This window comes from Halovulum sp. GXIMD14793, assembly GCF_054457435.1.
This window is the reverse complement of record NZ_JBTLNE010000018.1, coordinates 1-24542: the sequence shown is the minus strand read 5'-3', so window position 1 is coordinate 24542 and position 24542 is coordinate 1. Positions and strand designations below refer to the sequence as shown.

Sequence of the window (24542 nt, the reverse complement as noted above, 5' to 3'; positions counted from 1 at the left end):
GCTGCAAGCGCTAACATGCCAGAAATGCTGCATACCCGTTATCTGCTGAGCGCATAGCTGCAAAAAGGCCACAGATTATGGACTTATTGCGGCGTCAGCTCTGGATCGAATGCATTGTCTTTCTTGAATGTGGCGATTTCCTGAACAACAAAGTCACGAAATGCCGCAACGCGCCGCGATTGCCTTAATTCCTCGGGGTAGGCGAGGTAGACGGGAATCGGCTGGCTGCTTTCTTGTGGCAGCACGTGCACCATATCGGGGAAGTCCGCGGCGACGTAATGCGGCAGAACCCCGATACCTAAGTTGTTGATCACCGCCTGCAGCACGCCGAAATAGTTGTTCACCTTTAGATGGCTCTTGGTCGCCTTTGACAGGAACGGCTCAATCCATTGCAGGCCCGCGCTGACCTGCGGTGAATTTACGCTTTGAGAGATCAGGCGATGCTCTGTCAGATCTTCGGCGGTTTTCGGCACGCCGTTCTGGTCCAGATAGCTTTGCATGGCGTAAAAACGCAGTGACACTTCCATCAGGCGGCGACGGATCAGATCGGCCTGACTTGGCTCTTTCATGCGGATGGCGACATCGGCCTCACGCATGGGCAGATCCATGACGCGTTCCTCAAGAATCAGGTCGATTTTCAGGTTCGGATAGCTGTCATAAAGCTTGTTCAGCCGCGGGGCCAGCCAAAGCGTGCCGAAACCGATGGTCGTGGTGACCCGCAATTCCCCCATGATCTTGTCAGATGTGTCGCGGATCTGTGCTGTGGTTGCGGCCAGTTGCTTGCGCATTTTCTGGGTCGCATCCAGCAGCAACTCGCCCTGTTCGGTCAGGAGCAGGCCGCGGGCATGGCGGTGGAACAGAATGACATCAAGGCTTTCTTCCAGCGCGCGGATCTGGCGGGACACAGCGGACTGGCTAAGATGCAGGGTTTCGCCTGCATGGGTCAGGGAGCCGGCTTCGGCCACGGCATGAAAAATTCTCAGCTTGTCCCAGTCCATGCCGCTTGGCATTGGCGTCTCCCTTGTTGGATGTCACGGAATTTCGTTATCCGCATTGCCTGCTGATTCAGCACGGAATTGCGCGGGGCGCAACAATCCCGTGCAATCATTGCTTTTTGTAGCGCAGGCCCCAAATTTACTTGGAGGCGGTATCGCTCGGCCCTAGGATTTTCAGCAACCATAAAACAGGGGGATGAATTGGGACTGCAATCGGTATCACTGTCCGACCGCTACGACCTTGAAAAAGATCATGTGCTGCTAAGTGGCACGCAGGCGTTGGTGCGGCTGATGCTGATGCAAAAGGCACGGGATACCGCCGCAGGGCACAATACGGCCGGATATGTCAGTGGATACCGCGGCTCCCCCCTTGGGGCCGTTGATTTGCAGATGGCACGGGCGCAAAAGCAGCTGTCTGCCAGCGATGTCGTGCTTAATCCCGGCCTGAATGAGGATCTTGCCGCAACGGCCCTATGGGGCACGCAGCAGGCGCATTTGCGCGGCGAAGGAACGCATGACGGGGTTTACGGCCTTTGGTACGGCAAGGGGCCGGGCGTTGACCGCACAGGCGATGTGTTTCGCCATGCCAATATGGCTGGGACCGCCGATCTGGGCGGTGTTCTGGTGGCCATGGGCGATGACCATACCGGGGAAAGCTCGACCGTTCTGCACCACTCGGAATTTGCGCTTGTTGATGCGCTGATGCCGATCCTCAGCCCTGCCGGTGTGCAGGAGTTGCTGGATTACGGTGTTTTGGGGTGGGAACTATCCCGCTATTCCGGGTGTTGGGTCGGGCTGAAATGCGTCAAGGACACGATCGAAGTGACCGAGGTTGTCGACGGTCGCCCGGACCGGATGCAGATCGTCCAGCCAACTGATTTTGAGATGCCCCCTGGCGGCCTGAATATCCGCCTTGCCGATACCCCGGTTGTGCAGGAGGCGCGGCTCCATGATCACAAGCGGTTCGCGGCCGAGGCGTTTGGCCGGGCCAATCGCATCGACAAGCGGATGCATGGCAAGTCCGGCGCGAAGATCGGGATTGTTTCGGCGGGCAAAAGCTGGCTCGACACCGCACATGCGTTGCAGCTTTTGGGGCTGGATGCGGCAGAATGCGCGCGTCTGGGCGTGACCACTTACAAGGTTGGCATGGTCTGGCCGCTGGACATGACCAGTTTCCGCGAATGGGCCGAAGGTCTGGACCTGATCATCGTCGTCGAAGAAAAGCGCAAGCTGATCGAGGTACAGATCAAGGAAGCCCTCTTTGATGACAGACAGGGCCGCCGGGTCATCGGCTGGAAGCATGAGAATGGCGAGGTTCTGTTCACGGTCAAGGGTGCGCTGGACCCGGTTCTTGTCGCGGACCGTTTGGGCGGGCTGCTTGAGGCTGAGGGCATTGCAACGGACACCCTGCGCGCCAAACACGCCGCCCTGCAGGAAGCGCGGCTGAACGACAACGCAGAAGAGATTGCGACCCGCACCCCCTGGTTCTGTTCGGGCTGTCCGCATAATTTCTCGACCAAGCTGCCGGATGGGTCCCGCGCCTATGCCGGGATTGGCTGTCATTATATGGTACAGTGGATGGACCGCGACACCCAGGGTTTCACCCATATGGGCGGAGAGGGGGCCAACTGGATCGGCGAGGCGCCGTTTTCCAAGCGCGGTCATGTGTTCCAGAATTTGGGCGACGGGACCTATAACCATTCCGGCGTTTTGGCGATCCGGGCGGCCATCGCTGCGGGCACCACCATTACCTACAAGATCCTGTTCAACGATGCGGTGGCCATGACCGGTGGTCAGGAAAATGAGGGCGAGCTGACCCCGCAGCAAATTGCCGCTGAACTGGTGGCGATGGGGGTTAAAACCGTTGTCGGGGTTTATGACGAAAAGGAAGACGTCGATCTGAGCGCCTTCCCCCCTGCTGTGAAACTGCACACGCGGGACAAGCTGATGACGGTGCAGGAAAAGCTGGCCGAGACGTCCGGCGTTTCTGCGTTGATCTATATCCAGACGTGTGCCGCGGAAAAGCGGCGACGTCGCAAGCGCGGTCTGTTTCCGGACCCGGACAAGCGGATCTTTATCAATCCAGCAGTGTGCGAAGGATGCGGCGATTGCGGGGTTCAGTCCAATTGCGTCTCAGTCCTGCCGCTGGAAACGCCTTTGGGCCGCAAGCGCCGGATTGATCAATCCTCCTGCAACAAGGATTTTTCCTGTGTGAACGGGTTTTGCCCCAGTTTTGTTACCGTTCAGGGCGCTGTTGTGCGCAAGGCCGAGGCAAAGGCGATGGATCTGCCGGATCTGCCAGAGCCTGCGCTGCCCGCAATCAATGGGACGCATAATGTCGTGGTGACCGGGGTAGGCGGCACCGGTGTTGTCACCGTTGGGGCGCTGATCGGCATGGCCGCGCATCTTGAGGGCAAAGGCTCTGGCGTGATGGAGATGGCGGGTTTGGCGCAAAAGGGCGGTGCCGTGCATATCCATTGTCGGATCGCGGAAAAGCCCGAGGATATCTCAGCCATTCGCGTGGCGGTAGGAGAGGCCGACGCCGTGATTGGCGGGGATCTGGTGGTGACGGCCGGGGCAAAGACGCTGGGTTTGATGGCACGTGGACGGACCCGGGCCGTGGTCAACTCGCACGAGATCATCACCGGTGACTTTACCCGCGATGGCGCGTTCCAGTTGCCCACGGACCGGCTGGCACTGTCGGTCCGGGCGCGTGTTGGCGAAGATGCCGTTTCCCTGCTGGAGGCGACACGGCTGGCTGAAAAGCTGCTGGGCGATGCGATATATGCCAATGTGACCATGCTGGGCGCGGCCTGGCAGGCGGGGCTGTTGCCGCTTAGCCGGGAGGCGCTGGAACAAGCGATCCGGCTGAATGGGGCAGGGGTTGAGGGGAACCTTGATGCCTTTGCGCTGGGGCGCTGGTCGGTGGCCTTCCCCGACCAGGCGGCAGCTGCCTTGGTTGAGGAGCAGGCAAAGCCGGAAACGCCAGAGGCCTTGTTGGACCGGTTTGCGGAGCATCTGACCGAATACCAGAACGAAGATCTTACCGCCCGCTTCCGCGCCCGCGTGGCCCACGCCACCGCCGTGGATGCGGAATTTGGGCAGGCGCTGGCCAAAGGCTATCATAAGCTGCTGACCTATAAGGATGAATATGAGGTGGCACGGCTGCATCTGGCGCATCTGGAGGATGGCCTGAATGCGCAATTCAGCCAGCATGGAAAGGTGTCGTTCCATCTGGCCCCACCAATGCCGGGCGGCAAGGATGCCAATGGCCGCCCTAAGAAGCGTGCGTTTGGCCCATGGGTTTTGCCCCTGTTCCGTATGCTGGCGAAGATGAAGCGCCTGCGCGGAACGGGGTTTGATATCTTTGGGCGAACCGCCGAGCGGAAGATGGAGCGCGCGCTGATCACAGAGTTTGAACGCGATATGGATGAGGTCGAGGCCGCCCTGACTTCGGAAACGCATGATCTTTGTATTGCCCTTGCCGAACTGCCGTTGGAAATCAAAGGTTTCGGACCGGTCAAAGAGGCGCATGCAGACGCAGCGGCAAAGCGGCGTGCTGAACTATTGGAAGCGATCCGGCAGGGCGGCACACCACAAGCTGCCGCTGCTGAATAGATGTGCAGGATGCAAGCGGTTTTGTGTTCGCCGCAGCAACCGCATAACTTGAGCATATAGAGAAAAATCAAACTGCTGTAAGTCAAGGCGACGAGGCAAGGACAAAAATGCGACCAAGTGATTTTATGATACGTTGCCTAGTGCCGCTCTGCCTGACAGTATTTGGTGCTGCTGCGCAGGCTGATGACGCGGATGATGCGGCGCTTCTGGCCTTTTATGCAGATCAGGGATGCGCGATCGGACCCGCGACCAATGCGGCGGCCAAAGATGCGGGGTTTTCCATCGAACAGATCGATCGCTTTGCGGATGCGGCCAGAAACAATCCAACCAACACGACAACCGGCGATTGGGTTGTCCTGTCCCCTGCGATTTGCCGGATTGAACTGCCTAAGATTGTCAGCCAGATATCTATGTCCGACCCTGAAGTGGTTGAAGGCCTTTCAAAAATAGCTGAATTCGCGCCGGAAGACCCGGGATGTTTTATTGAAAGCAGCATTTTATTCAAACAGCTGCAGGAGCGCTGCGGCTGGTCCAAAGATCAGGTCAATCACGAGTACCTGCGTTTCCTCGTCGCATCTATTCTATCTGGTGAGCTTTCGTTTTTTTCCGATAGCCCACTGAGAACGCCGCCGGGCATAATCTACACGCAAGGGGAATGTGCCGATGTTGCGCAAATCCCGGTGATCCTTGCTGAGCATGCCTTATGGACGAAGCATTTTGATGCGCTCATCCGGGCCAATGCCAAGCACATCAAGTGTGAACCTGGGGCGAGTGGGTTAACGCCTGCGTTGCCCGAGATCACCAGCACAACCTATGCCCAGCAGACTCAAAACGCCTGGTTGGGTATTGAACTACAGTTTGTTGCCATGGGGGCAGGATGGTTCGGGGAGGGCGATCTTTCTCGCAACTCTGTGCCGCGCCCGCCGTTTTGCCATTTCGATTGATGTCGTGTGGGATACGCTGCGGGGCAGATTTGTCTCGAAGCATGATGTGGATCCGCGACGAATGATCTGGCCGGTAATAGCCCAATGTCGACGGGTAGAGTTATTTACTGTGCCGGATCAGCCAGATTTGACGCGGGAATCCTTCCTCCTCCTGCGCCAGTATCTCATGGCCTTGTTCGGCACAGAAATGCGGCACATCCACCAAAGCGGCCGGGTCGTCGGTGATCAGGCGCATGACTTGACCAGCGGTTAATCCCTCAAGCCGCTTGCGCAGCTTCAGGACGGGCAGGGGGCACAAAAGCCCGGTGGCATCAAGTTCAGCATCCCAGTTCATATGCGTTGGCTATCCATGATTGTTACGCCTGTCCACGTGAATGTGACAGATTGTCGGGTGACCGCCGCAGGCCTGCGCTATAGACAGGTTTGACCAATGCTATGAAAAAAGGTCTGCATGTTCGGTATCGACGTCTTTGACGCCTCACTTCTGCCTGCGCTGTTTGTTGCGCTGATGGCAGGCATTGTCAGCTTTTTGTCGCCCTGCGTCCTGCCGATCGTGCCGCCTTATCTGGCCTATATGGCTGGTACCAATATCAAGGCAGAGGGGGCGGGCCGCCGCAGTGTGATTGCTGCGGCACTTTTCTTTGTGCTGGGGCTGTCGACCGTCTTTCTGTTTCTGGGTTTCACCGCGTCCTTTCTGGGCCAGATGTTTATGCAGTACCAACGAGAGTTTTCGATCGTTGCCGGGGTCATGATCATTGTTTTTGGTCTGCATTTTCTCGGCATCCTGCGTATCCCGTTGCTCTATCGTGAGGCGCGGATTGATGCCGGTGACCGGTCTGGCAGCATCTTTGGCGCCTATGTTCTTGGCCTTGCTTTTGCATTCGGCTGGACGCCCTGCATTGGACCGATCCTGGGGGCGATCATATCTTTGGCAGCGCAGGAAACCTCTGTCGGGCGGGGGGTGGCGCTGATGGCGAGCTATGCAGTGGGATTGGGTGTGCCGTTTTTGCTGGCCGCGATTTTTCTGGATCGGTTCATGTCTGCGATGACACGGTTCCGCCAGCATATGGGCAAGGTGGAAAAGGCCATGGGTCTGATGCTGCTGATCGTTGGTCTGATGATGGCCTTTGGCGTCTTTACCTGGATCTCAAACTGGCTGCTGGATACCTTCCCCGGATTGACCACATTAGGCTGACGCTTTCCCTTTGCAGTCCGAGCGCTTAGATTGCCCCAAACGCAAATCCGAAGTGTCATGACCGATCGCGCAGTCCAGGTGCACCGCCGCCACGTTTTTTACATCCCCGGTTTCGATCCGGTGGCCCCTCGCAAGTATCGCGAGCTCTACCGGGCCGAGGCGGAATTGCAAGCCGGGATCAGCGGCTACCAGATCAGTGTGGAGGCGGCCAATCGGCAGGCGGGCAATTATGCCTGGTCTGTCAGCACCCATATTGATGGCCAGCAGACCGAAACTTTGGTCGAGGTTCTGGACTGGTCCGATCTGGTCCGCAAAGCGATGGGGCAATCGACACCCCGGGCGATCTGGATCATGCTGTCAACGCTTTGGTTCGGCTTTGCCTCGGGCGCGGTGCGGGCATGGTATCGGGCGCGGCCGCAGATCATTATCGCCACACTTTACCCCTATGCTGCTTTGTTGGCGCAACTTGTCCTCGGGCTCTGGCTTGGTGCGGCGCTTGGGGGCGGTGTGGCGCGCCTGTTCGGTCAACCAGGATGGGCCGGGGCCGTGCCCGGGGCGCTGGCGCTGACATTGGGTGGGATGGTCTGGCTTAGACGCTATGATCTGCGCACTATGATCTATTATCTTCTGTTCATCGGCGCGTTCGGTATCACCCGCGGGCGCAGCAAGCCGAACGTCTATAAAGAGCGCGAACAGCAATTCGCCCACAGGATCGCCGAGGTGATGTCGGCAGGAGAGGTCGATGAGGTGCTGGTCGTGGCGCATTCAGCTGGCACCTGCCTATCGATCCCGGTGGTGGCCGAGGCCTTGCGGCGCGCCCCGAACCAGAAACTATCCCTGCTGACCCTGGCGCAGGTCATCCCATATGAGAGCTTTCACGCCGGTGCCAGGCAGATGCGCAGCGATCTGAATTTCATGGCACTGCACCCGCATCTGGACTGGCTGGATGTCAGCGCGCCTTCAGATGGGGCCTGTTTCGCGCTTTGTGATCCGGTGGCGCAAAGCGGTGTGGCCCCGCCTGCACAGCGCAATCCCAAGGTCGTCTCAGCTGCCTTTAGCCAGACGCTGTCGCGCAAGCAGCGCAACAGCCCAAGGCATTCCTATTTCCGGAGGCATTTTCAGTATCTCTATGCCTTTGACCAGCCGCGGCACTATGACTATTTCCAGATCACGGCAGGGCCGGTGACCCTCGCGGCCCGCTACGCCGATATCCAGCCCAGTAAGCAAATGCGCAACTCCATTGCCTCCCGCCACACGGACCGCGCGCCATGACCGAGAAAAAGCTCTTTACCCCGGCGATGCCAGAGAGCCGACCGGACAAGGCCGGGGCCTGGTATCGGTTGCGGGCGGCCCGGCAGGATATGTTCTCATCCCTGCCGCATCGGCTTTACAGCGCCTGGATGGCACAGCAGCGCTTTGTTCTGTTTGACAGCTTCCTGATCAATGATCCCAAGCTGGTCAAACTGGTGCTGGAGGAACGGACCGATGATTTCCCCAAAACTTCGATCATCCATGACACGCTGTTTCTGCTGCTGGGTAATTCGGTTTTCGTGACCAATGGGGAGGTTTGGAAACGTCAACGCCGGATCATCGACCCGGCTTTTGAAGGAGGCAAGCTGCGCGACAGTTTTGCCGCGATGGTGGCGGCAGGGGAAAGTTGTTTGGCGCGGCTGAAGGCGCAATCGGGGCAGGTCGAGATGGAGTTTGAGACCAGCCATTGCGCGGCAGACGTGATCTTCCGTACTTTGTTTTCCCGGCCGATTGAGGATGAAAAGGCCAAGGCGGTGTTCGATGCCTTTCGCGCTTATCAATCCTCGCAACCCCTGATCAACATCCTGTCGCTTTTGAAACTACCCCGATGGGTGCCGCGTTGGCGATCGGGGGCGTCGCGGCGGAATGCGCGAGTGATCCGGGAGCTGATCACAAGGATGACCGAGGCGCGACAGGCTGAGATCGCGGCGGGGACCGCGCCGAACGATCTGACGACCAAAATCATGACCACTGCTGATCCGGTGACAGGGCAGGTGTTCGATACCGCCGAGATGGTGGATCAGGTGGCGATTTTCTTTCTGGCCGGGCACGAAACCTCGGCAGCGGCACTGTCCTGGACGCTTTACATGTTGGCGGAATGCCCGGAAGTGCAGGTGCGGGCGGCGGCAGAGGCGCGGGCGGCGTGGGAGGGGACGCCCGATTTCAGTGTGCTGCGGAAGCTACCGTTCGTGCGGGATGTATTTCGCGAAGCGCTGCGGCTCTACCCGCCAGTACCGATGCTGCCCCGCGAGGCAATTGCGCCCGAAAAGTTTCGCCAGCGCAAGGTCCGAAAAGGGTCCTTGCTGATTGTGTCGCCCTGGCATCTGCAGCGCCATGAACGCATCTGGGATAACCCACATCAGTTCGATCCGGAGCGCTGGACGCGTCCCGAAACCAAGGAAGTGGCAAGGCAGGCCTATCTGCCTTTCTCGTCCGGCAGCCGGGTTTGTCCAGGGGCGGGATTTGCTATGGCCGAAGGGGTGATCTTGCTGGCAATCCTGCTGCGCGAGCTGGAGTTTGCACCGGTCAAGGAGCGAAAACCACAGCCGGTGCATCATCTGACCGTTAGAGCAAAAGACGGTATCTGGCTGAAGGTCGCACCGCGTGGGTAGGAAGGATGGTGGGTTTCACCCCCCCTACATTTACGGCAGGTCTGTAGGGTGGGTGAAACCCACCATCTTCTGAAGGTCCGCCAGCACGAACAGCCTTATAGCCGAGGCGAGACCGCATTCGGTACCGCGGGCGGCGTCAATCTCGGCTGCTAGGTCGTTGATCGCGCGGTTTTCGCGCTTGGCGATCTCGAGAAAGGCGCGCCAGAACGCATCCTCCAGCGAGACAGACGTACGGTGCCCCCGCAGGGTCAGCGAATGCTTGACCGGGCGTTGTGGATCAATCTTCGTGGCGGTGGCCATCGTGATCCCGCTCTATGCGGAGTTTTTCCGCCGCCAGCCGTTTGCGTTCGGACAGATCGAGCCGCGTCACCGGTTCCGCCGCCGCAGCCTTGTCACGGCGCTCCTGCCGGGCCCTGTCTTTGCGGGCCCGGCGCAGATTGACCAGTTTGGCCATCAGGCCTTGGGTCCGATCATTTTTTCGGGCCGCACCACCCGGTCGAAGGTTTTCTCATCGACAAAGCCCAGCCGGATCGCCTCTTCCTTTAACGTTGTGCGGTTCTTATGGGCTGTCTTGGCAACCTTGGTGGCATTGTCGTAGCCGATCTCGGGCGCCAGAGCCGTCACCAGCATCAAGCTTTCCCACATCAGTTTGGAGATCCGGTCTTCATCCGCCTCGATCCCCACAACACAATTGTCGGTGAAGGCCACCGACGCATCGCCCAGCAACTGCATCGATTGCAACACGTTATAGGCCATCATCGGCTTATAGACATTCAGCTCAAAATGCCCCTGCGATCCGGCAAAACCGACGGCGGCGTCATTGCCCATCACCTGGGCGCAGACCTGGGTCAAAGCCTCGCACTGGGTCGGGTTGACCTTGCCGGGCATGATCGAACTGCCAGGTTCATTCTCGGGCAGCATCAATTCACCAAGGCCGCAGCGCGGGCCGGAGCCCAGCAGGCGGATATCGTTGGCAATCTTGAACAGGCTTGCAGCCACGGTCTTGAGCGCGCCAGACATTTCGACCAAGGCGTCATGCGCGGCCAGTGCTTCGAACTTATTCGGGGCGGTCTTGAAGGGCAGGCCGGTGATCTTGGCGACCTCGGCAGCGAAGGCCTTATCAAAGCCTCTCTTGGTGTTCAGGCCGGTGCCAACGGCGGTGCCGCCTTGGGCCAGCGGATAGATGTTCTTCAGCGCCTGTTCAACGCGGGCAATGCCCTGTTTCACCTGATAGGCATAGCCGCCGAATTCCTGGCCAAGTGTCAGAGGCGTCGCATCCTGCGTATGGGTGCGGCCGATCTTGATGATCTTGGCAAAATCCTTCGCCTTAGCCGCCAGCGCCTCGTGCAGTTTGCGCAGGCCGGGCAGGGTCACTTCTGCCGCCATCATCGCAATGGCGATATGCATGGCTGTGGGGAAAGTGTCGTTGGACGACTGGGACATATTGACGTGATCGTTTGGATGCACCGGGTCCTTTGATCCGATTTCACCGCCCAGTATTTCGATGGCGCGGTTGGCGATCACCTCATTGGAATTCATGTTCGACTGCGTGCCAGAGCCTGTCTGCCAGACCACCAGCGGAAAGTTGTTGTCAAGTTTGCCCTTATAAACCTCGCCCGCTGCCTTGACGATCGCGCGTCCCAGCTTCTTCGGCAGTTTCCCCTGATCCATATTGACCACGGCTGCGGCCTGCTTGATTGCACCAAGCGCGCGGACGATAGCGACCGGCTGGGTCTCCCAACCGATGGGGAAGTTCTTGAGGCTGCGCTGCGTCTGCGCACCCCAGTATTTCTCTGCAGGAACTTTCAGCGGTCCGAAACTATCGGTTTCGGTGCGGGTCTCGGTCATCTGGGCCTCCGTCATGATGTTTGCGCTGCTATAGCGCGCTCTGCGACGGGTGGCGAGTCTCAGGCGGACTGACGGAAGACAAACACCGTGGCAGGGGGCATGTTCAGAAAGACTCGCCGCCGCTTTTCGACGCTTAGGCCGAACTCTTCGATGAAACGGGCAGGGATCGGCGGCTTGGTCGCATAGGTGAACTGCACCATCGGCGCACCTTTCGGCAGGGCCGTGAAGGTGGCGCTGAGGATTTCATGCTGCAACTCCCGCGAAAAGGACAAGAGCGGCAGGGAGGAAACGACGGTATCAACCTGATCAAACGGAGCTTGTGCGATGTGCTGCGCTGGCAGGTCGCGGATATCCAGGGTCGGGAACCGTTGGTTCAGACGCTTGAGCAAAACCGGATCAATTTCGAAGACACACAGGTTTTCAGGTTTGACGCCGCGATCCACGAGGGCTTGGGTGATTGTACCTGTGCCCGCCCCGTATTCAACGATATTGCCGCTATCGGGTTCCAGCCCCTCGGCCATCGCCCTGCCCAAAGCTTTGCCCGATGGAGCTACCGCGCCGATCCGGGTTGGACGCCGCGCCATGCGGCCAAGAAAAATCAGATTGTCACGCATGAAGTGCCGTCAATGTTTGCGGAATTTATCGAGGCTGACGACATCGCCACCTTCATCATCCGGCGGTGTTTCGTCGGTCTCGTCGTCATCCTCGGCCACCTCACCCTCATCATAGGTATCTTCCATCCCGTCAAAGCGCAGGCCGAACTCAACGGATGGATCGACAAAGGTCTTCATAGCATCAAACGGCACAACCAATACCTCAGGCACATCCCCGAAATTCAGCGTGACCGTGAACCGATCTGGCATGACGGCCAGCCCGTCGAACCAGTGTTGCAGGACGATGGTCATTTCCTCGGGGTACTTTTCGCGCAGTGCATCGGACATATCGACGCCGGGATGGCGGGTGTCAAAGGCGATAAAGAAATGGTGTTCGCCCGGCAGGCCATGTTCAGCAACTTCGCCCAAAACTTCGGCGACAAGGCTCTGCATCGCCTTGTGCATCAGATGTCCGTAGTGGAATCGCTTTGTCATGCGCCGTCCTTATCCATGCGTCACCATAGCACCTTGTGGCCCCGTGAAAAGGACCCTCTGCAACCGGTATTACCGGGTTTGCTTACAAGGTGCTGCTGACAGATCAAACCGAGACCAAAGTGGCCGGATTGCGCAGCCGCCGTTGAGGGGCTTGATCCCTGAGGGTCCTTACATGACGCTTTCAGCACCCCGAAACTACAGCACACTTCGGATCAGGACGATCGCGAGGATCCACATCAGGATACCAATGCCAATATCCAGCCAGCGCCATGCGGTTTCCGAGCGCATCACCGGTGCCAGCAACCGCGCACCATAACCTAAGGCGAAGAAGAAGCTGAACGAGGCGGCGACCGCCGCGCAACCGAAGACAAGCTTTTCAGTGCCGATGAACTTGGTCGAAACCGCGCCGATCAGACCCAGCGTATCCAGATAGACATGCGGGTTCAGCCAGGTCATCGCAAGACACATGGCAACCGCGCGGGCCAAGGGCTCAGGTGGACCGCCGGCCTCTAGAGTTTCGCCGCCGCGCCAGGCCGCGTGAAAACGCAATGCACCATAGGCAAACAAAAAAATCGCGCCCGCCCAGGCCATATAGACGGGCAGTTTGGGCCAAAGTGCGGTCATCGCACCAAAGCCCGCGACACCTGCGGTGATCAGAAGGGCATCTGATAATGCGCAGATCAGGCAGACGATAAAAACATGCGACTGCCGCAGCCCCTGACGCAGCACAAATGCGTTCTGCGCACCGATTGCAAGGATCAGCGATATCGTTGTTGCATAGCCTGTAACGGCAGCGCCCAGCATCAGCCGAGACTCGCCGGGGCAGGGCGGCGGCCCGCCTTGATCTCTTCCTCGGTTGGCGGCACGACCAGACCGGCGGAGATGACCAGCTTCGCCGCCTCTTCCGTGCTCATATCCAGCACGACGATATCGCGCCTTGGCACGAACAGCAGAAAGCCAGAGGTCGGGTTTGGTGTGGTCGGCAGAAAGACCGAGACCATATCGGCCTCCCCCGCTTTGCCGGGAATTTCGCCAGAGGTATCAGTCGAAACAAAAGCGATGGCCCAAATCCCCTTGCGTGGATATTCCACCAGACAGGCTTGTTTGAACGAGGAATTGGATTGGCTCAGGATCGTTTCGACGATCTGCTTCACCCCGTTATAGATGGAGCGGATGATCGGCGTGCGGTCAAAAATGCTCTCGCCCCAACGGATCAACTGCCGCCCGAACAGCCCCTTGGTCAGCGCCCCGACAAAGGCGGTGAACACAACGAAAATCACAACACCTGCGCCGACAATATTACGGCCAATATAAGTCGCCGGATTGTAGATTGATGGCACCAGCGGCAACACGCGCGCATCGACGAAATTGACCAGGGTCCAGACCAACCAGATGGTCAGGAAGATCGGCACAACGATGACCAGCCCGGTGAAGAAATTTGTCCGGAACCGCTGGAACACCGTCGGCTTGGTGCTTCGTTTTTTCTTACGCGCCTTGGGCGCAGGGCGCTTGGCCATTTTGGGGTACCTTTAGCAAGGATCAGCGGAAAACCTAGGTTGCTGCTGACGAAGGTGCAACCGGCAACTTGTTCAAGGCAATCGCAATTTCAGCGGCAAGTCGCGCATTGTTGCGGATCAGGGCAACATTTGCTTCCAGTGATTTACCTTTGGTCAGTTCGAATATGCGCCGCAGCAAGTAGGGGGTGACATCCTTGGACGCGATGCCGCGTCGTTTCGCCTCAGCCAGGGCAACCTCGACATTCGGCACCATCACATCCCGCGGAATTTCATCGGCTTGGGGCACCGGATTGGCGATCAGCTGCCCGCCCGGCAGACCCAAAGCGGCCCGCATCCGATGCGCTTTCGCGATCTCATCCACATTATCCAGTCGCAGCGGGGCCTTCAGCCCGCTGTCGCGTGACCAGAATGCTGGCAAGTTGTCCTGTCCCGCGCTGATCACCGGCACGCCAAGAGTTTCCAGAACCTCAAGCGTTTTAGGCAGATCCAGAATGGCCTTGGGCCCGGCGCAGACCACAGATACCCGCGTCTGCGCCAGTTCCTGCAGATCGGCCGAGATATCAAAACTCTGCTCCGCGCCGCGGTGCACACCGCCGATCCCGCCGGTGGCAAACACCTCAATTCCGGCCAAATGTGCGGCAATCATCGTCGCGGCCACCGTGGTTGACCCGGTGATCCCGCGCGCCATCGCCACCGCCAAATCGGCGCGCGACAGTTTGGCCGCCCTGTCGGTCTGTGCCAACGCCTCCAGTTGGTCCGAGGTCAGGCCGACATGAAGCTGACCATCGATCACAACGATGGTGGCAGGCACGGCGCCCTGGTCGCGCACCTCACCCTCGACGGCCACGGCGGTGATCAGGTTCTGCGGGTAGGGCATGCCGTGGGTGATAATGGTGCTTTCAAGCGCGACCAGCGGCAAACCTTTGGCGCGCGCGTCAGCGACTTCGGGGGAAAAGGTCATCGGTAGGGTCATGATATATCCCGGCTAATATGAGCGGCAGCCGTTGCGATAGCGGCCTCAAGACAGGCCGCGTTGCCTTCGCCTGCGATGCTGGCGGCGACAAACCCGGCAAGAAAAGCGTCCCCTGCGCCCGTGACAGAGGTGACGGAAACATCTGGGGGCGTTCTGGAGATAACCTGATCGCCGTTCGCATAGGTCGCGGCGCGCGCGCTGTCAGTGATGATTGCCGCCGCGCCGAGGGCGTTGATGCCAAGTGCCGCGGCCTTGCTGTCGGCAAAGCTCTGCCCGCACAGGATTTCAGCCTCGATCCGATTGGCAAACAGCGTGCCATCAACCTGTTGAAGGCAGGATTTCAACCTTGCTGCCTTGCCGGGGCTTGCGGGTACGAAATAGCAGTCGGCGGCTTTGCTGTCGCGGAAATCGACAAAGCTGCGCAAGGTGGCCTCGGACAGGTTGCCATCGACAATCATGGTGCGCCCGAACGGCATTGAGGCTTCGCCCAGGCGGCCATCGCGCAAGGGGGACAAAACGGTATCGCCCGCCGCCTCCAATGAATGACAGTCAGCGACTGCGCCAAACACTTCGCCGTCCTGACATTCCAGCACCAGATAGTTGTCGGTTGGATACGTCCCGCGCGCGACATAGCGGCAGTCGATGCCATGCGTCGTCGTGGCGGCTAGCAGCGCATCGCCATCCGTGTCGCGCCCTACGGCACTTAGGATCGCCACGTTGACGTCCCTGGCCGCAAGCGCCATCGCCACATTCAACGCAACCCCGCCGGGCTGTCGCGCAATACGGCCGGGCACATCGCCGCCGGGGGCTAGCGGATCGGAAGCACGGGCAATCGTGTCCCAAAGGGCCGAGCCGATACAAAGGGTCTGAGGCAGGTTTTCCATGGCGCTACTCATGACCAAAGCGCTGCCGGTCGTCAATCTGTGCGAAACAGGGTTGCAACCTGACCCGAAACCGCCTAAACGCCCCTCACTTAATCCACAGGCGGGGTCGCGGCCATTGGGGGAGACATCCTCAAAAGGTCCACCGGTTGGGCGAAAGCCTTACTCCCCGCTGAGGCAAAACCGGAAAGGAAAACGAAGATGGCTCTTCCTGAGTTCACTTTGCGCCAGCTGTTGGAAGCCGGCGTTCACTTTGGCCACCAGACACATCGCTGGAACCCGCGCATGGGTCAGTATATCTATGGTGATCGCAATGGCATTCATATCATCGACCTGACCCAGACCGTCCCACTGCTGGACGCGGCGCTGAACGTGGTTCGTGAAACTGTGGCCAAGGGTGGGCGTATCCTGTTCGTCGGCACCAAACGTCAGGCGCAGAAAGCGATTTCCGAGGCCGCTGAACGGTCGGCTCAGTACTACATGAACCACCGCTGGCTCGGTGGCACACTGACCAACTGGAAAACCGTGTCCGCCTCCATCAGCCGTCTGAAAAATATCGATGAGCAGATGGAGCACGGGGCCGAAGGCCTGACCAAGAAAGAGCGCCTGAACATGGAGCGCGAGCAGACCAAACTGCAGGCATCCCTGGGCGGGATTGCTGAAATGGGCGGCGTGCCGGATCTGATGTTCGTAGTCGACGTCAACAAAGAGGCGCTGGCTGTGGCCGAGGCGAAAAAGCTGGGTATCCCGGTGATCGCGGTTCTCGACACCAACTGCTCGCCGGACGATATCGATTATCCGATCCCGGGCAATGACGATGCCGCCCGCGCCATCGCGCTCTATTGCGATCTGATCGCTTTGGCGGCGATTGACGGCATGGCTGCGCAGCTGGGTGCTGCCGGTGTCGATCTGGGCGAAATGGAAGCAGCCCCTGAAGAGGCGCTTGCCGCCGAGCCAGAGGCCGTGACCGAAGAGACACCCGCGACCGAAGCCGCCCCGGCAGAAGCCGAAGCCGCCAAGGCTGAGTAATCGGTTCCGTCACACAAGCGTCGCGGTTCCGCATTACGCGGAACCCGACAATGATTCTGAACGAGCAGGTGCCGGAATACCGGTGCCATAACGATAGGAGGCGATGATGGCTATCACCGCAGCTCAGGTAAAGGAACTGCGCGAAGTTTCCGGCGCAGGGATGATGGACGCAAAGAAAGCGCTGACAGAAACCGGCGGCGATATGGAAGCCGCCATTGACTGGCTGCGCACCAAGGGTCTGGCAACTGCGGCCAAGAAATCCGGGCGCACAGCAGCCGAAGGTTTGGTTGGTGTTGCCGTCGATGGCGGCAAAGGTGTTGCGGTTGAGGTCAACTCCGAGACGGATTTCGTTGCTAAAAATGCTGATTTTCAGGCCATGGTTGCTGCTATAACCAAGGCCGCTTTGGGCGTTTCAAGCGTTGAGGACCTTTTGGAAGCGTCGCTGGACGGCAAGCAGGTCAAAGACGTTGTTACTGACAAGATCGCGACTATCGGCGAAAACATGTCCGTGCGGCGTATGGAAGTGATCGAGGCCGACAGCGTGGCCTCGTATGTCCATAACGCGGCTGCAGAAGACATGGGCAAGATCGGCGTTCTGGTCGGTATGAAGGGCAGTGATAATGGCATCGGCAAGCAGATTGCCATGCATATTGCCGCGACCAACCCCGCCTCCCTGTCCGAGCATGACCTTGATCAGGCACTGGTCGAGCGCGAAAAGAACGTCCTGACCGAACAGGCCCGTGAAAGCGGCAAGCCTGATGCAATCATCGAAAAGATGATCGTCGGCCGGATGAAAAAATACTATGAGGAAGTCACTCTGCTGAACCAGAGCTTCGTCATCAACCCCGACGTGACCGTCGGCGAAGCTGCCAAAGAAGCCGACGTAGAAGTGACCGGTTTCGTTCGCCTGGCCGTTGGCGAAGGCATCGAGAAAGAGGAAGAGGACTTCGCAGCCGAGGTCGCCAAGACCATGGGCGGCTAAGTATCTCTCGATAGCTTGAGAAAAGGCGGACTCCGTTGGGTTCGCCTTTTCTATTTGAATGGCCCTTTCGGGCCATGCCTCCGGCGGGGATATTTTGAGAACAATGAAGGAGAGGAATGGCTCTTCAACCTTCATTGTTCCACAAATATCCGCCCCCGGCAGGGCCGCCCCGGAGGGGGCCGCCGGCAGGCTCGGGCCGAAGGCCAAAGGACGTCTTGCCGCCGGAAGGCGGCGCTATTTGGTTCCGAACATGCGGTCGCCGGCATCGCCGAGGCCGGGGACGATATAGCCGAGTTCGTTCAGTTTCTCGTCCAGTGCGGCGGTGACAATTCGGACATCCGGATGTGCTTCTTTCATGCGGGCAACACCTTCGGGGGCCGCCAGCAGGCAGAGAAAACGGATATCTGTGGCCCCTGATTTTTTCAAAAGATCGATCGCCGCGACCGAGGAATTGCCGGTGGCCAGCATTGGATCGACGGCAATTACGACGCGGTTGTCCATCTCGGCCGGTACTTTGTAGTAGTATTGCACCGGCTGCAGGGTTTCTTCGTCCCGGTAAAGGCCGACAAAGCCGACGCGGGCCGATGGGATCAGTTCCAGCACACCATCAAGCAGCCCGTTCCCGGCGCGCAGGATGGAGATCAGTGCAAGCTTTTTGCCCTTCAGGGTCGGAGCTTCCATCTCGGTCAGCGGCGTGTCGATATCCTTGGTCGTCATCGGCAGATCGCGGGTGACCTCATAGGCCAGCAGGTGGCTGATCTCGCGCAGCAGCTGCCGGAAGACAGCGGTGGAGGTCGCCTTTTCGCGCATCAGCGTCAGTTTGTGCTGCACCAGCGGGTGATCGACGATGGTCAGGTGATCTTTCATGAATAGGCCTCTTTCAGTCGGGCGATCAGCTGCGCGCGAGTGTCCGCGTCGCAAAAGGCAGCTTCGGCGGCGGTCAGGTTGATATCAAGAAACTCTGCCGAACCCCAGCCGAATGTTTCGGACAGTTTGCGATATTCGCGTGGCATGTCGGTATGAAAATAGGGCGGGTCATCGGTAGAGACGGTGACCTTGCAGCCCGCAGCGCGCAACTTGTCGATAGAATGGTCCCGCCAGCTATCGAAGACGCTGAGTGAGATGTTGGAGCCCGGATTGACCTCCAGCACCACGCCCTCGTCGGCGATGCGCCGCACCAGTTCGGGGTCCTCGATTGCTCGCACGCCATGCCCGATGCGATCGACCTGCAGGTGATCCAGAGTGTCCCGCACGCTTTGCGGCCCGCAGAGCTCTCCGGCGTGGCTGGTGATGCCGAGCCCTGCTTCGGCGGCCAGGGCAAAGGCAGGGGCGAAATCGGCAGCTGTGAAATCACGTTCCTCGCCGCCCATGCCAAAGCCGGTCAGCATAGCGGATTTCGTCTCTGCCGTGATATGGGCCGCATTCAGCGCCTTTTCGGGGCCGAGATTGCGAATGGCGGTTGAGACAAAGCGGCTTTCGATGCCGTGCGCCGCCCTGGCATTGGCTGCCCCTTGCAGAATGGCGGCAAGATAGTCCTTCCAGGCCTCTGCATCGCCTTCGCCGCAGATATCGGGGGAGATGAAAAGCTCGGTATAGATCACCCCGTCGATGGCGGATTTTTCCAGCACGGCCTCGGTCAGGCGGCGGAACTCTTCCGGGCCGGTTAGGACGGAACAGGCCTTGTGATAGGTTTGCAGAAACTCGGCGAAATTCGACCAGGCATAGTTGCCCTGATCGTCAAAGACACCGTCCAGCGTGATGCCTTTTTCTGCGGCCATCTGCCGGATGAAGTCGGGCGGTGCAGCCCCTTCGAGATGCAGGTGTAACTCCAGTTTGGGCAGGGCGTTCCAATTGGTCATAGCAAAGTCTTTCCATGTTTGCCGGGTGCAAGTCCCAGATGCGCCGCAACCGTTTCCCCGACATCGGCGAAACCGCAATGTCCGAAACTGCCGGTGCCAGCCCCGGCCATCAGAACCGGGACGCGTTCCCTTGTGTGGTCATTGCCTTTCCATGTCGGATCGTTGCCGTGATCAGCGGTCAGGATCATCAGATCGCCCTCGCGCATTTTGCCCAGTAGCTCCGGCATTCTTGCATCGAAGGCCTCAAGATGCCGTGCATAGCCAGCAACATCGCGGGGGTGGCCGTATTTGCTGTCAAATTCGACATAGTTGGCAAAGATCAGGTCGCCGTCTTCAGCTTCGTCCATGGCCACGAGCGTCTGGTCAACCAGCGCCATGTCATCCTTTCCCTTCAGCACGCGGGAGATCCCCTGATGTGCAAAGATATCGCTGATCTTGCCAATGGCGTGGGTCTGGCCACCCGCAGCGACCACCCGGTCGCAGATTGTCGGCTTCGGCGGGGCAATGGCCAGATCGCGGCGGTTGGCGGTGCGTTCGAAATCCTCTGGTCCCGTGCCGATGAAGGGCCGCGCGATGACCCGGCCCACCATTATGGGATGCACCAGTTCGGCGGCGATCTCACAGACCTGCATTAGCCGATCGAGGCCGAAACTCTCTTCATGCGCCGCTATCTGAAAAACGCTGTCAATTGAGGTATAGCAGATCGGCTTTCCAGTCCGCATATGCTCTTCGCCCAATTCGCGGAGGATCGGCACGCCCGAGGCATGCTTGTTGCCCAGAATGCCCGGCAGATTGGCGCGTTCGATCAGCGTATCGGTCAGGTCTTGCGGAAAGGCAGGGATGGTTTGGGGAAAATAATGCCAATCAAAGGGCACCGGCACACCGGCCAGCTCCCAGTGGCCCGAAGGTGTGTCCTTGCCCTTCGACACCTCCGTCGCCGCCCCCCACATGCCCGTCGGCTCCGCCTGCAACCCCGGCACCATTGCGCCGGAGGCCAGCCGGATTGCCGCCCCAAGCCCTAGCGCATCCAGATGGGGCAGATGCAAAGGCCCGCTCCGCCCCTCATCCGCGCGGCCTGCCGCACAAGCCTGCACGATATGGGCCAGCGTATTGGACCCGGCATCCTTGAAATCAGCGGCATCCGGCGCACCGCCGCAGCCGACACTGTCGAGAACAAGGAGAAAGGCGCGGGTCATTGGGGGCACTCCGGTATGGTTTTGGTGTTGCTCAGTCCGGACACGATCATTCGAGCTCTCGCAAGGGCATCGCTTCTCCTGAGATCGACCTTGCATGATGACCACGCCGTCAAACCAGGTTCTATAAATGTATGGCCGTCGACGAACCCCAGTCCATTGTCCATTCGGACTTCGAAAATGCGCGTGTGAATGCTGTCGTTGATTTGATCATAGAAAGAAAATTCGACATCCTGATCTGGGTAGTTCGAAGTTATGTACTCGCGCAGTTTCTTTTCCATGTCAGGATGCCGACCGCGAAATTCTTCTAAACTTTGTATGCCTACAGAATTCGCGCCAAAGAACTGAATTTCTTCTGCTAGTTTGCAGTCAACGGACTGGTTGCGCAGAAATATGCTCACGAGCGAGAGACCGATATCGTCAAATTCCGCATGTTCTGAGGGCAAAACCACCGATACACTTGGCCGTGCCGCCAACACATTGCCAAAGCTATAACGGCACTCTGCAGCATGCGACATCACCGGGGACGCAAGCGCCAAGCCGCTTATCATTGCCATGGTTCTGGCACTGCTAAAAAAGCGCTTCATGCCTAATTGCTCCAATTGGCAGGCTCATCCTACTTTTTCCTTAACCAAACTGGCCTCTTCGGCAGGTTTGCTCGCTACTGTGTAGCCGTTCAACAACCTTGCCTTGGCCGCCGCCACATCCTCGGCCTTCGCGGCATGCACACGGGCAATCGGGGTTTCGGCATCGACGTGCCGTCCGATCTCGGCCAGCCAGTCAAGGCCGACCGCGGGGTTGATTTTGTCGGATGCGACGCGGCGACCGCCGCCCAGTTCCACGACGGCAAGGCCGACGGCTTTGGCGTCGATGGCGGTGATAAAGCCTTCGGTTTCGGCGTAGATTTCCTCGACCACCGGGGCGACGGCGAGGTGGGTTTGGTAATCTTCCAGAATATCGGGGGGGCCGCCCAAAGCATGAACCATGCGGCCGAAAATCTCAGCCGCCTGGCCGGACTGAAAGGCTTTGGTGATCTTGTCCCGACCCTCGGCCGCATCTTTGGCCAGCCCGGCGGAGGCCAGACCTTCGCCGCCCAATGCAACGGTGACATCCCAAAGGCGGTTGTCGATTTCTTCACCCTTCAGGAACTGGATTGCATTGGCCACCTCCAGCGCGTTGCCCGCAGCCGAGGCCAGCGGCTGGTTCATATCGGTGATCAGCGCGGTGGTCTTGCAGCCCGCACCATTGGCGACATCGACCAGTGATTTTGCCAGCCCCATCGCGTCCTCGGCCGTGGCCATAAAGGCCCCGGTGCCGACCTTGACGTCCAGCACCAACGCATCCAGCCCCGCGGCCAGTTTCTTGGACAGGATCGAGGCGGTGATCAGGTCGATGCTTTCCACAGTCGCGGTCACGTCGCGGATGGAATAAAAGCGTTTGTCCGCAGGTGCTATATCAGGGGTCTGGCCGACGATGGCGCAGCCGACCTCTGCCGTGACTTTGCGCAGCAGGTCCAGATCGGGGATTGTGCGATAGCCGGGGATGCTGTCGAATTTGTCGAGTGTGCCGCCGGTATGCCCCAGTCCCCGGCCCGAGATCATCGGCACATAGGCACCGCAGGCCGCAAGGGCAGGGGCCAGCATCAGGCTGACATTATCGCCAACCCCGCCGGTGGAATGCTTGTCCAGAACCGGCCCGGGCAAGTCCCATTGCAGGACTGTGCCACTGTCGCGCATCGCTTCGGTCAGGGCCACACGCTCGGCGCGGGACATGGGGTTGAAATAGGTCGCCATCGCAAAGGCGGCGACCTGTCCCTCGGACAGGCTTTTGTCCGTCAGACCGCGGACAAAGAACTGGATTTCCTTATCGGTCAGCGGTTGTTTATCGCGCCGCTTGGCCAGAACTTCTGTTGCCAGCATCAGTAACCCTCGCCTGCGTCCGGGGCGTCTGCGCCGTCCAGTGTGGCCAGCAGCGCATTCAGCACACCGGATGCGCCGATGCGGAAGGTTTCGGGCGTGGCCCAGCCAGCGCCCATGATTTCATCGCATAGGCCCAGATAGACGCCAGCGTCAGCGGTGGTCTTGACCCCGCCAGCCGGTTTGAACCCGCAAGCCTGGCCGCTGGCCTTGATTTCTTCGAGCAGAATGCGCCCGGCCTCGGGCGTGGCATTGACAGGGACCTTGCCGGTCGAGGTCTTCAGAAAATCCGCGCCGCCCTCCAGCGCCATCTTGCAGGCCTGACGGATAAGATTTTCATCCTCCAGAATGCCGGTTTCAAGGATTGCCTTGACCCGGGCGGCGCCTGCCGCCTGTTTCACCCGCTCAACACGCGAGGCAACGAATTCGGGTTTGCCCTCCATCAATTGCGTGTAGGGAACGACCAGGTCAATCTCATCCGCGCCATCGGCGACGGCTTGCTCGGTCATTGCGGTGACGCTTTCGACATCCTCATTGCCGGTCGGAAAGTTAACCACTGTGGCGATGCGGATGCCGGTTCCGCGCAGGATCGGCGCGGCATGGGAAACAAAGCGCGGCCAGATGCAAATCGCTGCTGTTGGTCCGTGGGGCGTATTGGCCCGGTCGCAAAGGGCCGAGATGTCCTCTGCCGTGCAATCATCATTCAGGTTGGTCAGGTCCAGGCAGGCCAGTGCGCGGGCGGCAATATCGCGATCAGTCATCAGTGTCCTCCAGATGATCCGGGGTAAAGGCGCCGGGTAGCAGTTCGCCGACGGTGGTGCTGGTCAACGCACCAGCAAGACCGGCCAAAGTGACCGGCACATCCGGGCCAGAGAATTCCGCCAGTTTCTGACGGCAGCCGCCGCAGGGTGAGATTGGCACCGGGCTGTCGGCGATCACCAGAACCTCGGCAATGGTGCGTTCCCCTGCAGCACACATAGCAGCAATCGCTCCGGCCTCGGCACAAGTGCCTTCGGGATAGGCGACGTTTTCGACATTGCAGCCAGTGAAGACCGCGCCTGTGCTGGTGCGGATCGCAGCGCCCACTTTGAAATTGGAATAGGGCGCATACGCCTGTTCGCGCACCGCCTTCGCCGCATCAAACAGCGACATGGTTCAGCCCTCCACCATTGGTTTGACGCGACTATCGCTGCACGGGCTGGGTGATGCAAGGGGCCGGCTCACTGCTCAAAGCGGCTTCCATGGCTCAAGACTGTCTTGCAGAGCAAACAGGCGCTCATGCCAAGCCAGGAATCGCCGAACGCGGTGTCCTTTTCGGGATTGGTTTGAAATTACGCCCGGGCAGACGAAAGATAGACGAAGTACAGATTCATCTTGTGGGGGCTATGATGTTTCGCTTTCTTCTGGTTGCTGGTGTTCTTTTTGCAACCTGCGCAACGGCCGATCGGCGTCAGTTTGCGAATGTGACTTTTGATCTGCCTGAGCATTGGTTCCTGGGCGTCGTCCGAGACGACAAGCAATTCATTCTGAACAATCATCCGGATGACCTTTGTGAGTACTGCCATATCTACATTCTCAAAAGCCTCATGGGGCAGACAAACCTCAATAAGTTTCTGAGGGGTAATCTTGATAAATATATGGATGAAGATGATCGCGGTCGGTTGGTCGTGATGATGCCGCCGAAGCTTTTTGACGTTGATAAAATGCAAATCGGCATGACTGCTGACCTGCCCCCCGAGGCTTCCTCATTCATAACGAGAGTCTGCGGGTCTGGTTTTCATATTCGTTGGTTTCGTTTTGGGCAAGCGCGCCGGGCGCGGAGCCCTCAAATTGCTCAAGCGTCCGGCGCGCTTCTGCGGGTG

Annotated in this window: 26 protein-coding genes; 8 read left to right on the top strand and 18 right to left on the bottom strand. The window is 59.1% G+C overall.

Features of this window, described 5'->3' with window-relative positions; translation table 11 throughout:
* Nucleotides 1–83 precede the first annotated feature (83 nt).
* Complete coding sequence (locus ACW9UQ_RS06800) at nucleotides 84–998, bottom strand: LysR family transcriptional regulator (RefSeq protein ID WP_458930292.1); 915 nt, start codon at nucleotides 996–998, stop codon at nucleotides 84–86.
* A gap of 198 nt (nucleotides 999–1196) precedes the next feature.
* Between ACW9UQ_RS06800 and ACW9UQ_RS06795 the strand changes: the two genes are divergently transcribed.
* The gene (locus tag ACW9UQ_RS06795) at nucleotides 1197–4613 is read left to right on the top strand and encodes an indolepyruvate ferredoxin oxidoreductase family protein (protein WP_458930252.1); all 3417 of its coding nucleotides are present in this window, start codon (nucleotides 1197–1199) and stop codon (nucleotides 4611–4613) included.
* A gap of 140 nt (nucleotides 4614–4753) precedes the next feature.
* Nucleotides 4754–5557 (top strand): cyclin family protein, encoded by an 804-nt coding sequence (locus ACW9UQ_RS06790; protein ID WP_458930251.1) that lies wholly within the window; start codon nucleotides 4754–4756, stop codon nucleotides 5555–5557.
* 100 nt (nucleotides 5558–5657) lie between these two features.
* Here the strand turns inward: ACW9UQ_RS06790 and ACW9UQ_RS06785 are convergent, their stop codons facing one another.
* Nucleotides 5658–5891, bottom strand: coding sequence for a sulfurtransferase TusA family protein (locus ACW9UQ_RS06785; protein ID WP_458930250.1), 234 nt, complete (start codon nucleotides 5889–5891; stop codon nucleotides 5658–5660).
* A 117-nt stretch (nucleotides 5892–6008) separates the two neighbouring features.
* Here ACW9UQ_RS06785 and ACW9UQ_RS06780 point away from each other — a divergent pair, with 117 nt between their 5' ends.
* The 3 genes from ACW9UQ_RS06780 to ACW9UQ_RS06770 are packed head-to-tail and all read left to right on the top strand — an operon-like array spanning nucleotide 6009 to nucleotide 9394.
* Nucleotides 6009–6752, top strand: coding sequence for a cytochrome c biogenesis CcdA family protein (locus ACW9UQ_RS06780; RefSeq protein WP_458930249.1), 744 nt, complete (start codon nucleotides 6009–6011; stop codon nucleotides 6750–6752).
* A gap of 57 nt (nucleotides 6753–6809) precedes the next feature.
* Nucleotides 6810–8024, top strand: coding sequence for a hypothetical protein (locus tag ACW9UQ_RS06775; RefSeq protein ID WP_458930248.1), 1215 nt, complete (start codon nucleotides 6810–6812; stop codon nucleotides 8022–8024).
* Entirely contained in the window at nucleotides 8021–9394 is a 1374-nt protein-coding gene (locus ACW9UQ_RS06770) for a cytochrome P450 (protein ID WP_458930247.1), read from the top strand. The genes ACW9UQ_RS06775 and ACW9UQ_RS06770 overlap by 4 nt, the downstream gene beginning before the upstream one ends.
* 30 nt (nucleotides 9395–9424) lie before the next feature.
* Here ACW9UQ_RS06770 and ACW9UQ_RS06765 read toward each other — a convergent pair whose 3' ends face one another.
* From ACW9UQ_RS06765 to ACW9UQ_RS06725, 9 genes are all read right to left on the bottom strand, one after another.
* Nucleotides 9425–9694, bottom strand: coding sequence for a ribbon-helix-helix domain-containing protein (locus ACW9UQ_RS06765; RefSeq protein WP_458930246.1), 270 nt, complete (start codon nucleotides 9692–9694; stop codon nucleotides 9425–9427).
* Complete coding sequence (locus ACW9UQ_RS06760) at nucleotides 9672–9848, bottom strand: DUF4169 family protein (RefSeq protein WP_458930245.1); 177 nt, start codon at nucleotides 9846–9848, stop codon at nucleotides 9672–9674. The genes ACW9UQ_RS06765 and ACW9UQ_RS06760 overlap by 23 nt, the downstream gene beginning before the upstream one ends.
* A complete protein-coding gene (fumC, locus tag ACW9UQ_RS06755) occupies nucleotides 9848–11242 on the bottom strand; it encodes a class II fumarate hydratase (RefSeq protein WP_458930244.1) in 1395 nt (464 codons plus the stop codon). Before fumC ends, ACW9UQ_RS06760 begins: the two co-directional genes overlap by 1 nt.
* A 59-nt stretch (nucleotides 11243–11301) precedes the next feature.
* Nucleotides 11302–11856, bottom strand: a complete 555-nt coding sequence (locus tag ACW9UQ_RS06750; RefSeq protein ID WP_458930243.1) for a class I SAM-dependent methyltransferase — start codon at nucleotides 11854–11856, stop codon at nucleotides 11302–11304.
* A 9-nt stretch (nucleotides 11857–11865) separates the two neighbouring features.
* Nucleotides 11866–12330 (bottom strand): SspB family protein, encoded by a 465-nt coding sequence (locus ACW9UQ_RS06745; RefSeq protein WP_458930242.1) that lies wholly within the window; start codon nucleotides 12328–12330, stop codon nucleotides 11866–11868.
* Nucleotides 12331–12525: 195 nt separating this feature from the next.
* Nucleotides 12526–13134, bottom strand: coding sequence for a LysE/ArgO family amino acid transporter (locus ACW9UQ_RS06740; RefSeq protein WP_458930241.1), 609 nt, complete (start codon nucleotides 13132–13134; stop codon nucleotides 12526–12528).
* Nucleotides 13134–13847: a DUF502 domain-containing protein gene (locus ACW9UQ_RS06735; protein ID WP_458930240.1), complete on the bottom strand. Its 714-nt coding sequence runs from the start codon at nucleotides 13845–13847 to the stop codon at nucleotides 13134–13136. The genes ACW9UQ_RS06740 and ACW9UQ_RS06735 overlap by 1 nt, the downstream gene beginning before the upstream one ends.
* Nucleotides 13848–13881: 34 nt before the next feature.
* The gene (locus tag ACW9UQ_RS06730; RefSeq protein ID WP_458930239.1) at nucleotides 13882–14820 is read right to left on the bottom strand and encodes a pseudouridine-5'-phosphate glycosidase; all 939 of its coding nucleotides are present in this window, start codon (nucleotides 14818–14820) and stop codon (nucleotides 13882–13884) included.
* Entirely contained in the window at nucleotides 14817–15704 is an 888-nt protein-coding gene (locus ACW9UQ_RS06725; protein WP_458930238.1) for a PfkB family carbohydrate kinase, read from the bottom strand. Before ACW9UQ_RS06725 ends, ACW9UQ_RS06730 begins: the two co-directional genes overlap by 4 nt.
* Nucleotides 15705–15902: 198 nt before the next feature.
* On the opposite strand from ACW9UQ_RS06725, the gene rpsB reads away from it, so the two are divergent.
* Nucleotides 15903–16730 carry a 30S ribosomal protein S2 gene (rpsB, locus tag ACW9UQ_RS06720; protein ID WP_458930237.1) on the top strand — a complete coding sequence of 276 codons (828 nt, stop codon included), beginning with the start codon at nucleotides 15903–15905 and terminating at the stop codon, nucleotides 16728–16730.
* Between the two features lie 106 nt (nucleotides 16731–16836).
* The gene (gene tsf, locus ACW9UQ_RS06715) at nucleotides 16837–17712 is read left to right on the top strand and encodes a translation elongation factor Ts (protein ID WP_458930236.1); all 876 of its coding nucleotides are present in this window, start codon (nucleotides 16837–16839) and stop codon (nucleotides 17710–17712) included.
* A gap of 234 nt (nucleotides 17713–17946) precedes the next feature.
* On the opposite strand, the gene upp is transcribed toward tsf, so the two are convergent.
* The 7 genes from upp to ACW9UQ_RS06680 are packed head-to-tail and all read right to left on the bottom strand — an operon-like array spanning nucleotide 17947 to nucleotide 23832.
* Nucleotides 17947–18579 (bottom strand): uracil phosphoribosyltransferase, encoded by a 633-nt coding sequence (upp, locus tag ACW9UQ_RS06710; protein WP_458930235.1) that lies wholly within the window; start codon nucleotides 18577–18579, stop codon nucleotides 17947–17949.
* Nucleotides 18576–19571: an adenosine deaminase gene (locus ACW9UQ_RS06705; RefSeq protein ID WP_458930234.1), complete on the bottom strand. Its 996-nt coding sequence runs from the start codon at nucleotides 19569–19571 to the stop codon at nucleotides 18576–18578. Before ACW9UQ_RS06705 ends, upp begins: the two co-directional genes overlap by 4 nt.
* Entirely contained in the window at nucleotides 19568–20767 is a 1200-nt protein-coding gene (locus tag ACW9UQ_RS06700; protein ID WP_458930233.1) for a phosphopentomutase, read from the bottom strand. The genes ACW9UQ_RS06705 and ACW9UQ_RS06700 overlap by 4 nt, the downstream gene beginning before the upstream one ends.
* Complete coding sequence (locus tag ACW9UQ_RS06695) at nucleotides 20764–21351, bottom strand: hypothetical protein (protein ID WP_458930232.1); 588 nt, start codon at nucleotides 21349–21351, stop codon at nucleotides 20764–20766. The genes ACW9UQ_RS06700 and ACW9UQ_RS06695 overlap by 4 nt, the downstream gene beginning before the upstream one ends.
* Nucleotides 21352–21375: 24 nt before the next feature.
* Nucleotides 21376–22683: a thymidine phosphorylase gene (gene deoA, locus ACW9UQ_RS06690; RefSeq protein ID WP_458930231.1), complete on the bottom strand. Its 1308-nt coding sequence runs from the start codon at nucleotides 22681–22683 to the stop codon at nucleotides 21376–21378.
* Nucleotides 22683–23441: a deoxyribose-phosphate aldolase gene (gene deoC, locus ACW9UQ_RS06685; RefSeq protein WP_458930230.1), complete on the bottom strand. Its 759-nt coding sequence runs from the start codon at nucleotides 23439–23441 to the stop codon at nucleotides 22683–22685. Before deoC ends, deoA begins: the two co-directional genes overlap by 1 nt.
* Nucleotides 23434–23832, bottom strand: a complete 399-nt coding sequence (locus ACW9UQ_RS06680; RefSeq protein WP_458930229.1) for a cytidine deaminase — start codon at nucleotides 23830–23832, stop codon at nucleotides 23434–23436. The genes deoC and ACW9UQ_RS06680 overlap by 8 nt, the downstream gene beginning before the upstream one ends.
* Before the next feature lie 89 nt (nucleotides 23833–23921).
* Here ACW9UQ_RS06680 and ACW9UQ_RS06675 point away from each other — a divergent pair.
* The coding region (locus ACW9UQ_RS06675) for a hypothetical protein (protein ID WP_458930294.1) at nucleotides 23922–24542 on the top strand (621 nt) is incomplete at its 3' end.

What these genes read in the sequence shown, in the direction of transcription:
- tsf (WP_458930236.1), top strand. Translation starts at nt 16,837, where the DNA reads ATGGCTATCACCGCAGCTCAGGTAAAGGAACTGCGCGAAGTTTCCGGC.
- ACW9UQ_RS06760 (WP_458930245.1), bottom strand. Translation starts at nt 9,848, where the DNA reads ATGGCCAAACTGGTCAATCTGCGCCGGGCCCGCAAAGACAGGGCCCGG.
- ACW9UQ_RS06730 (WP_458930239.1), bottom strand. Translation starts at nt 14,820, where the DNA reads ATGACCCTACCGATGACCTTTTCCCCCGAAGTCGCTGACGCGCGCGCC.
- deoA (WP_458930231.1), bottom strand. Translation starts at nt 22,683, where the DNA reads ATGCTGGCAACAGAAGTTCTGGCCAAGCGGCGCGATAAACAACCGCTG.
- ACW9UQ_RS06745 (WP_458930242.1), bottom strand. Translation starts at nt 12,330, where the DNA reads ATGACAAAGCGATTCCACTACGGACATCTGATGCACAAGGCGATGCAG.
- ACW9UQ_RS06705 (WP_458930234.1), bottom strand. Translation starts at nt 19,571, where the DNA reads ATGACCAATTGGAACGCCCTGCCCAAACTGGAGTTACACCTGCATCTC.
- ACW9UQ_RS06800 (WP_458930292.1), bottom strand. Translation starts at nt 998, where the DNA reads ATGGACTGGGACAAGCTGAGAATTTTTCATGCCGTGGCCGAAGCCGGC.
- ACW9UQ_RS06735 (WP_458930240.1), bottom strand. Translation starts at nt 13,847, where the DNA reads ATGGCCAAGCGCCCTGCGCCCAAGGCGCGTAAGAAAAAACGAAGCACC.
- ACW9UQ_RS06770 (WP_458930247.1), top strand. Translation starts at nt 8,021, where the DNA reads ATGACCGAGAAAAAGCTCTTTACCCCGGCGATGCCAGAGAGCCGACCG.
- ACW9UQ_RS06725 (WP_458930238.1), bottom strand. Translation starts at nt 15,704, where the DNA reads ATGGAAAACCTGCCTCAGACCCTTTGTATCGGCTCGGCCCTTTGGGAC.
- upp (WP_458930235.1), bottom strand. Translation starts at nt 18,579, where the DNA reads ATGAAAGATCACCTGACCATCGTCGATCACCCGCTGGTGCAGCACAAA.
- ACW9UQ_RS06785 (WP_458930250.1), bottom strand. Translation starts at nt 5,891, where the DNA reads ATGAACTGGGATGCTGAACTTGATGCCACCGGGCTTTTGTGCCCCCTG.
- ACW9UQ_RS06680 (WP_458930229.1), bottom strand. Translation starts at nt 23,832, where the DNA reads ATGTCGCTGTTTGATGCGGCGAAGGCGGTGCGCGAACAGGCGTATGCG.
- ACW9UQ_RS06740 (WP_458930241.1), bottom strand. Translation starts at nt 13,134, where the DNA reads ATGCTGGGCGCTGCCGTTACAGGCTATGCAACAACGATATCGCTGATC.
- ACW9UQ_RS06780 (WP_458930249.1), top strand. Translation starts at nt 6,009, where the DNA reads ATGTTCGGTATCGACGTCTTTGACGCCTCACTTCTGCCTGCGCTGTTT.
- rpsB (WP_458930237.1), top strand. Translation starts at nt 15,903, where the DNA reads ATGGCTCTTCCTGAGTTCACTTTGCGCCAGCTGTTGGAAGCCGGCGTT.
- deoC (WP_458930230.1), bottom strand. Translation starts at nt 23,441, where the DNA reads ATGACTGATCGCGATATTGCCGCCCGCGCACTGGCCTGCCTGGACCTG.
- ACW9UQ_RS06750 (WP_458930243.1), bottom strand. Translation starts at nt 11,856, where the DNA reads ATGCGTGACAATCTGATTTTTCTTGGCCGCATGGCGCGGCGTCCAACC.
- ACW9UQ_RS06765 (WP_458930246.1), bottom strand. Translation starts at nt 9,694, where the DNA reads ATGGCCACCGCCACGAAGATTGATCCACAACGCCCGGTCAAGCATTCG.
- fumC (WP_458930244.1), bottom strand. Translation starts at nt 11,242, where the DNA reads ATGACCGAGACCCGCACCGAAACCGATAGTTTCGGACCGCTGAAAGTT.
- ACW9UQ_RS06775 (WP_458930248.1), top strand. Translation starts at nt 6,810, where the DNA reads ATGACCGATCGCGCAGTCCAGGTGCACCGCCGCCACGTTTTTTACATC.
- ACW9UQ_RS06700 (WP_458930233.1), bottom strand. Translation starts at nt 20,767, where the DNA reads ATGACCCGCGCCTTTCTCCTTGTTCTCGACAGTGTCGGCTGCGGCGGT.
- ACW9UQ_RS06695 (WP_458930232.1), bottom strand. Translation starts at nt 21,351, where the DNA reads ATGAAGCGCTTTTTTAGCAGTGCCAGAACCATGGCAATGATAAGCGGC.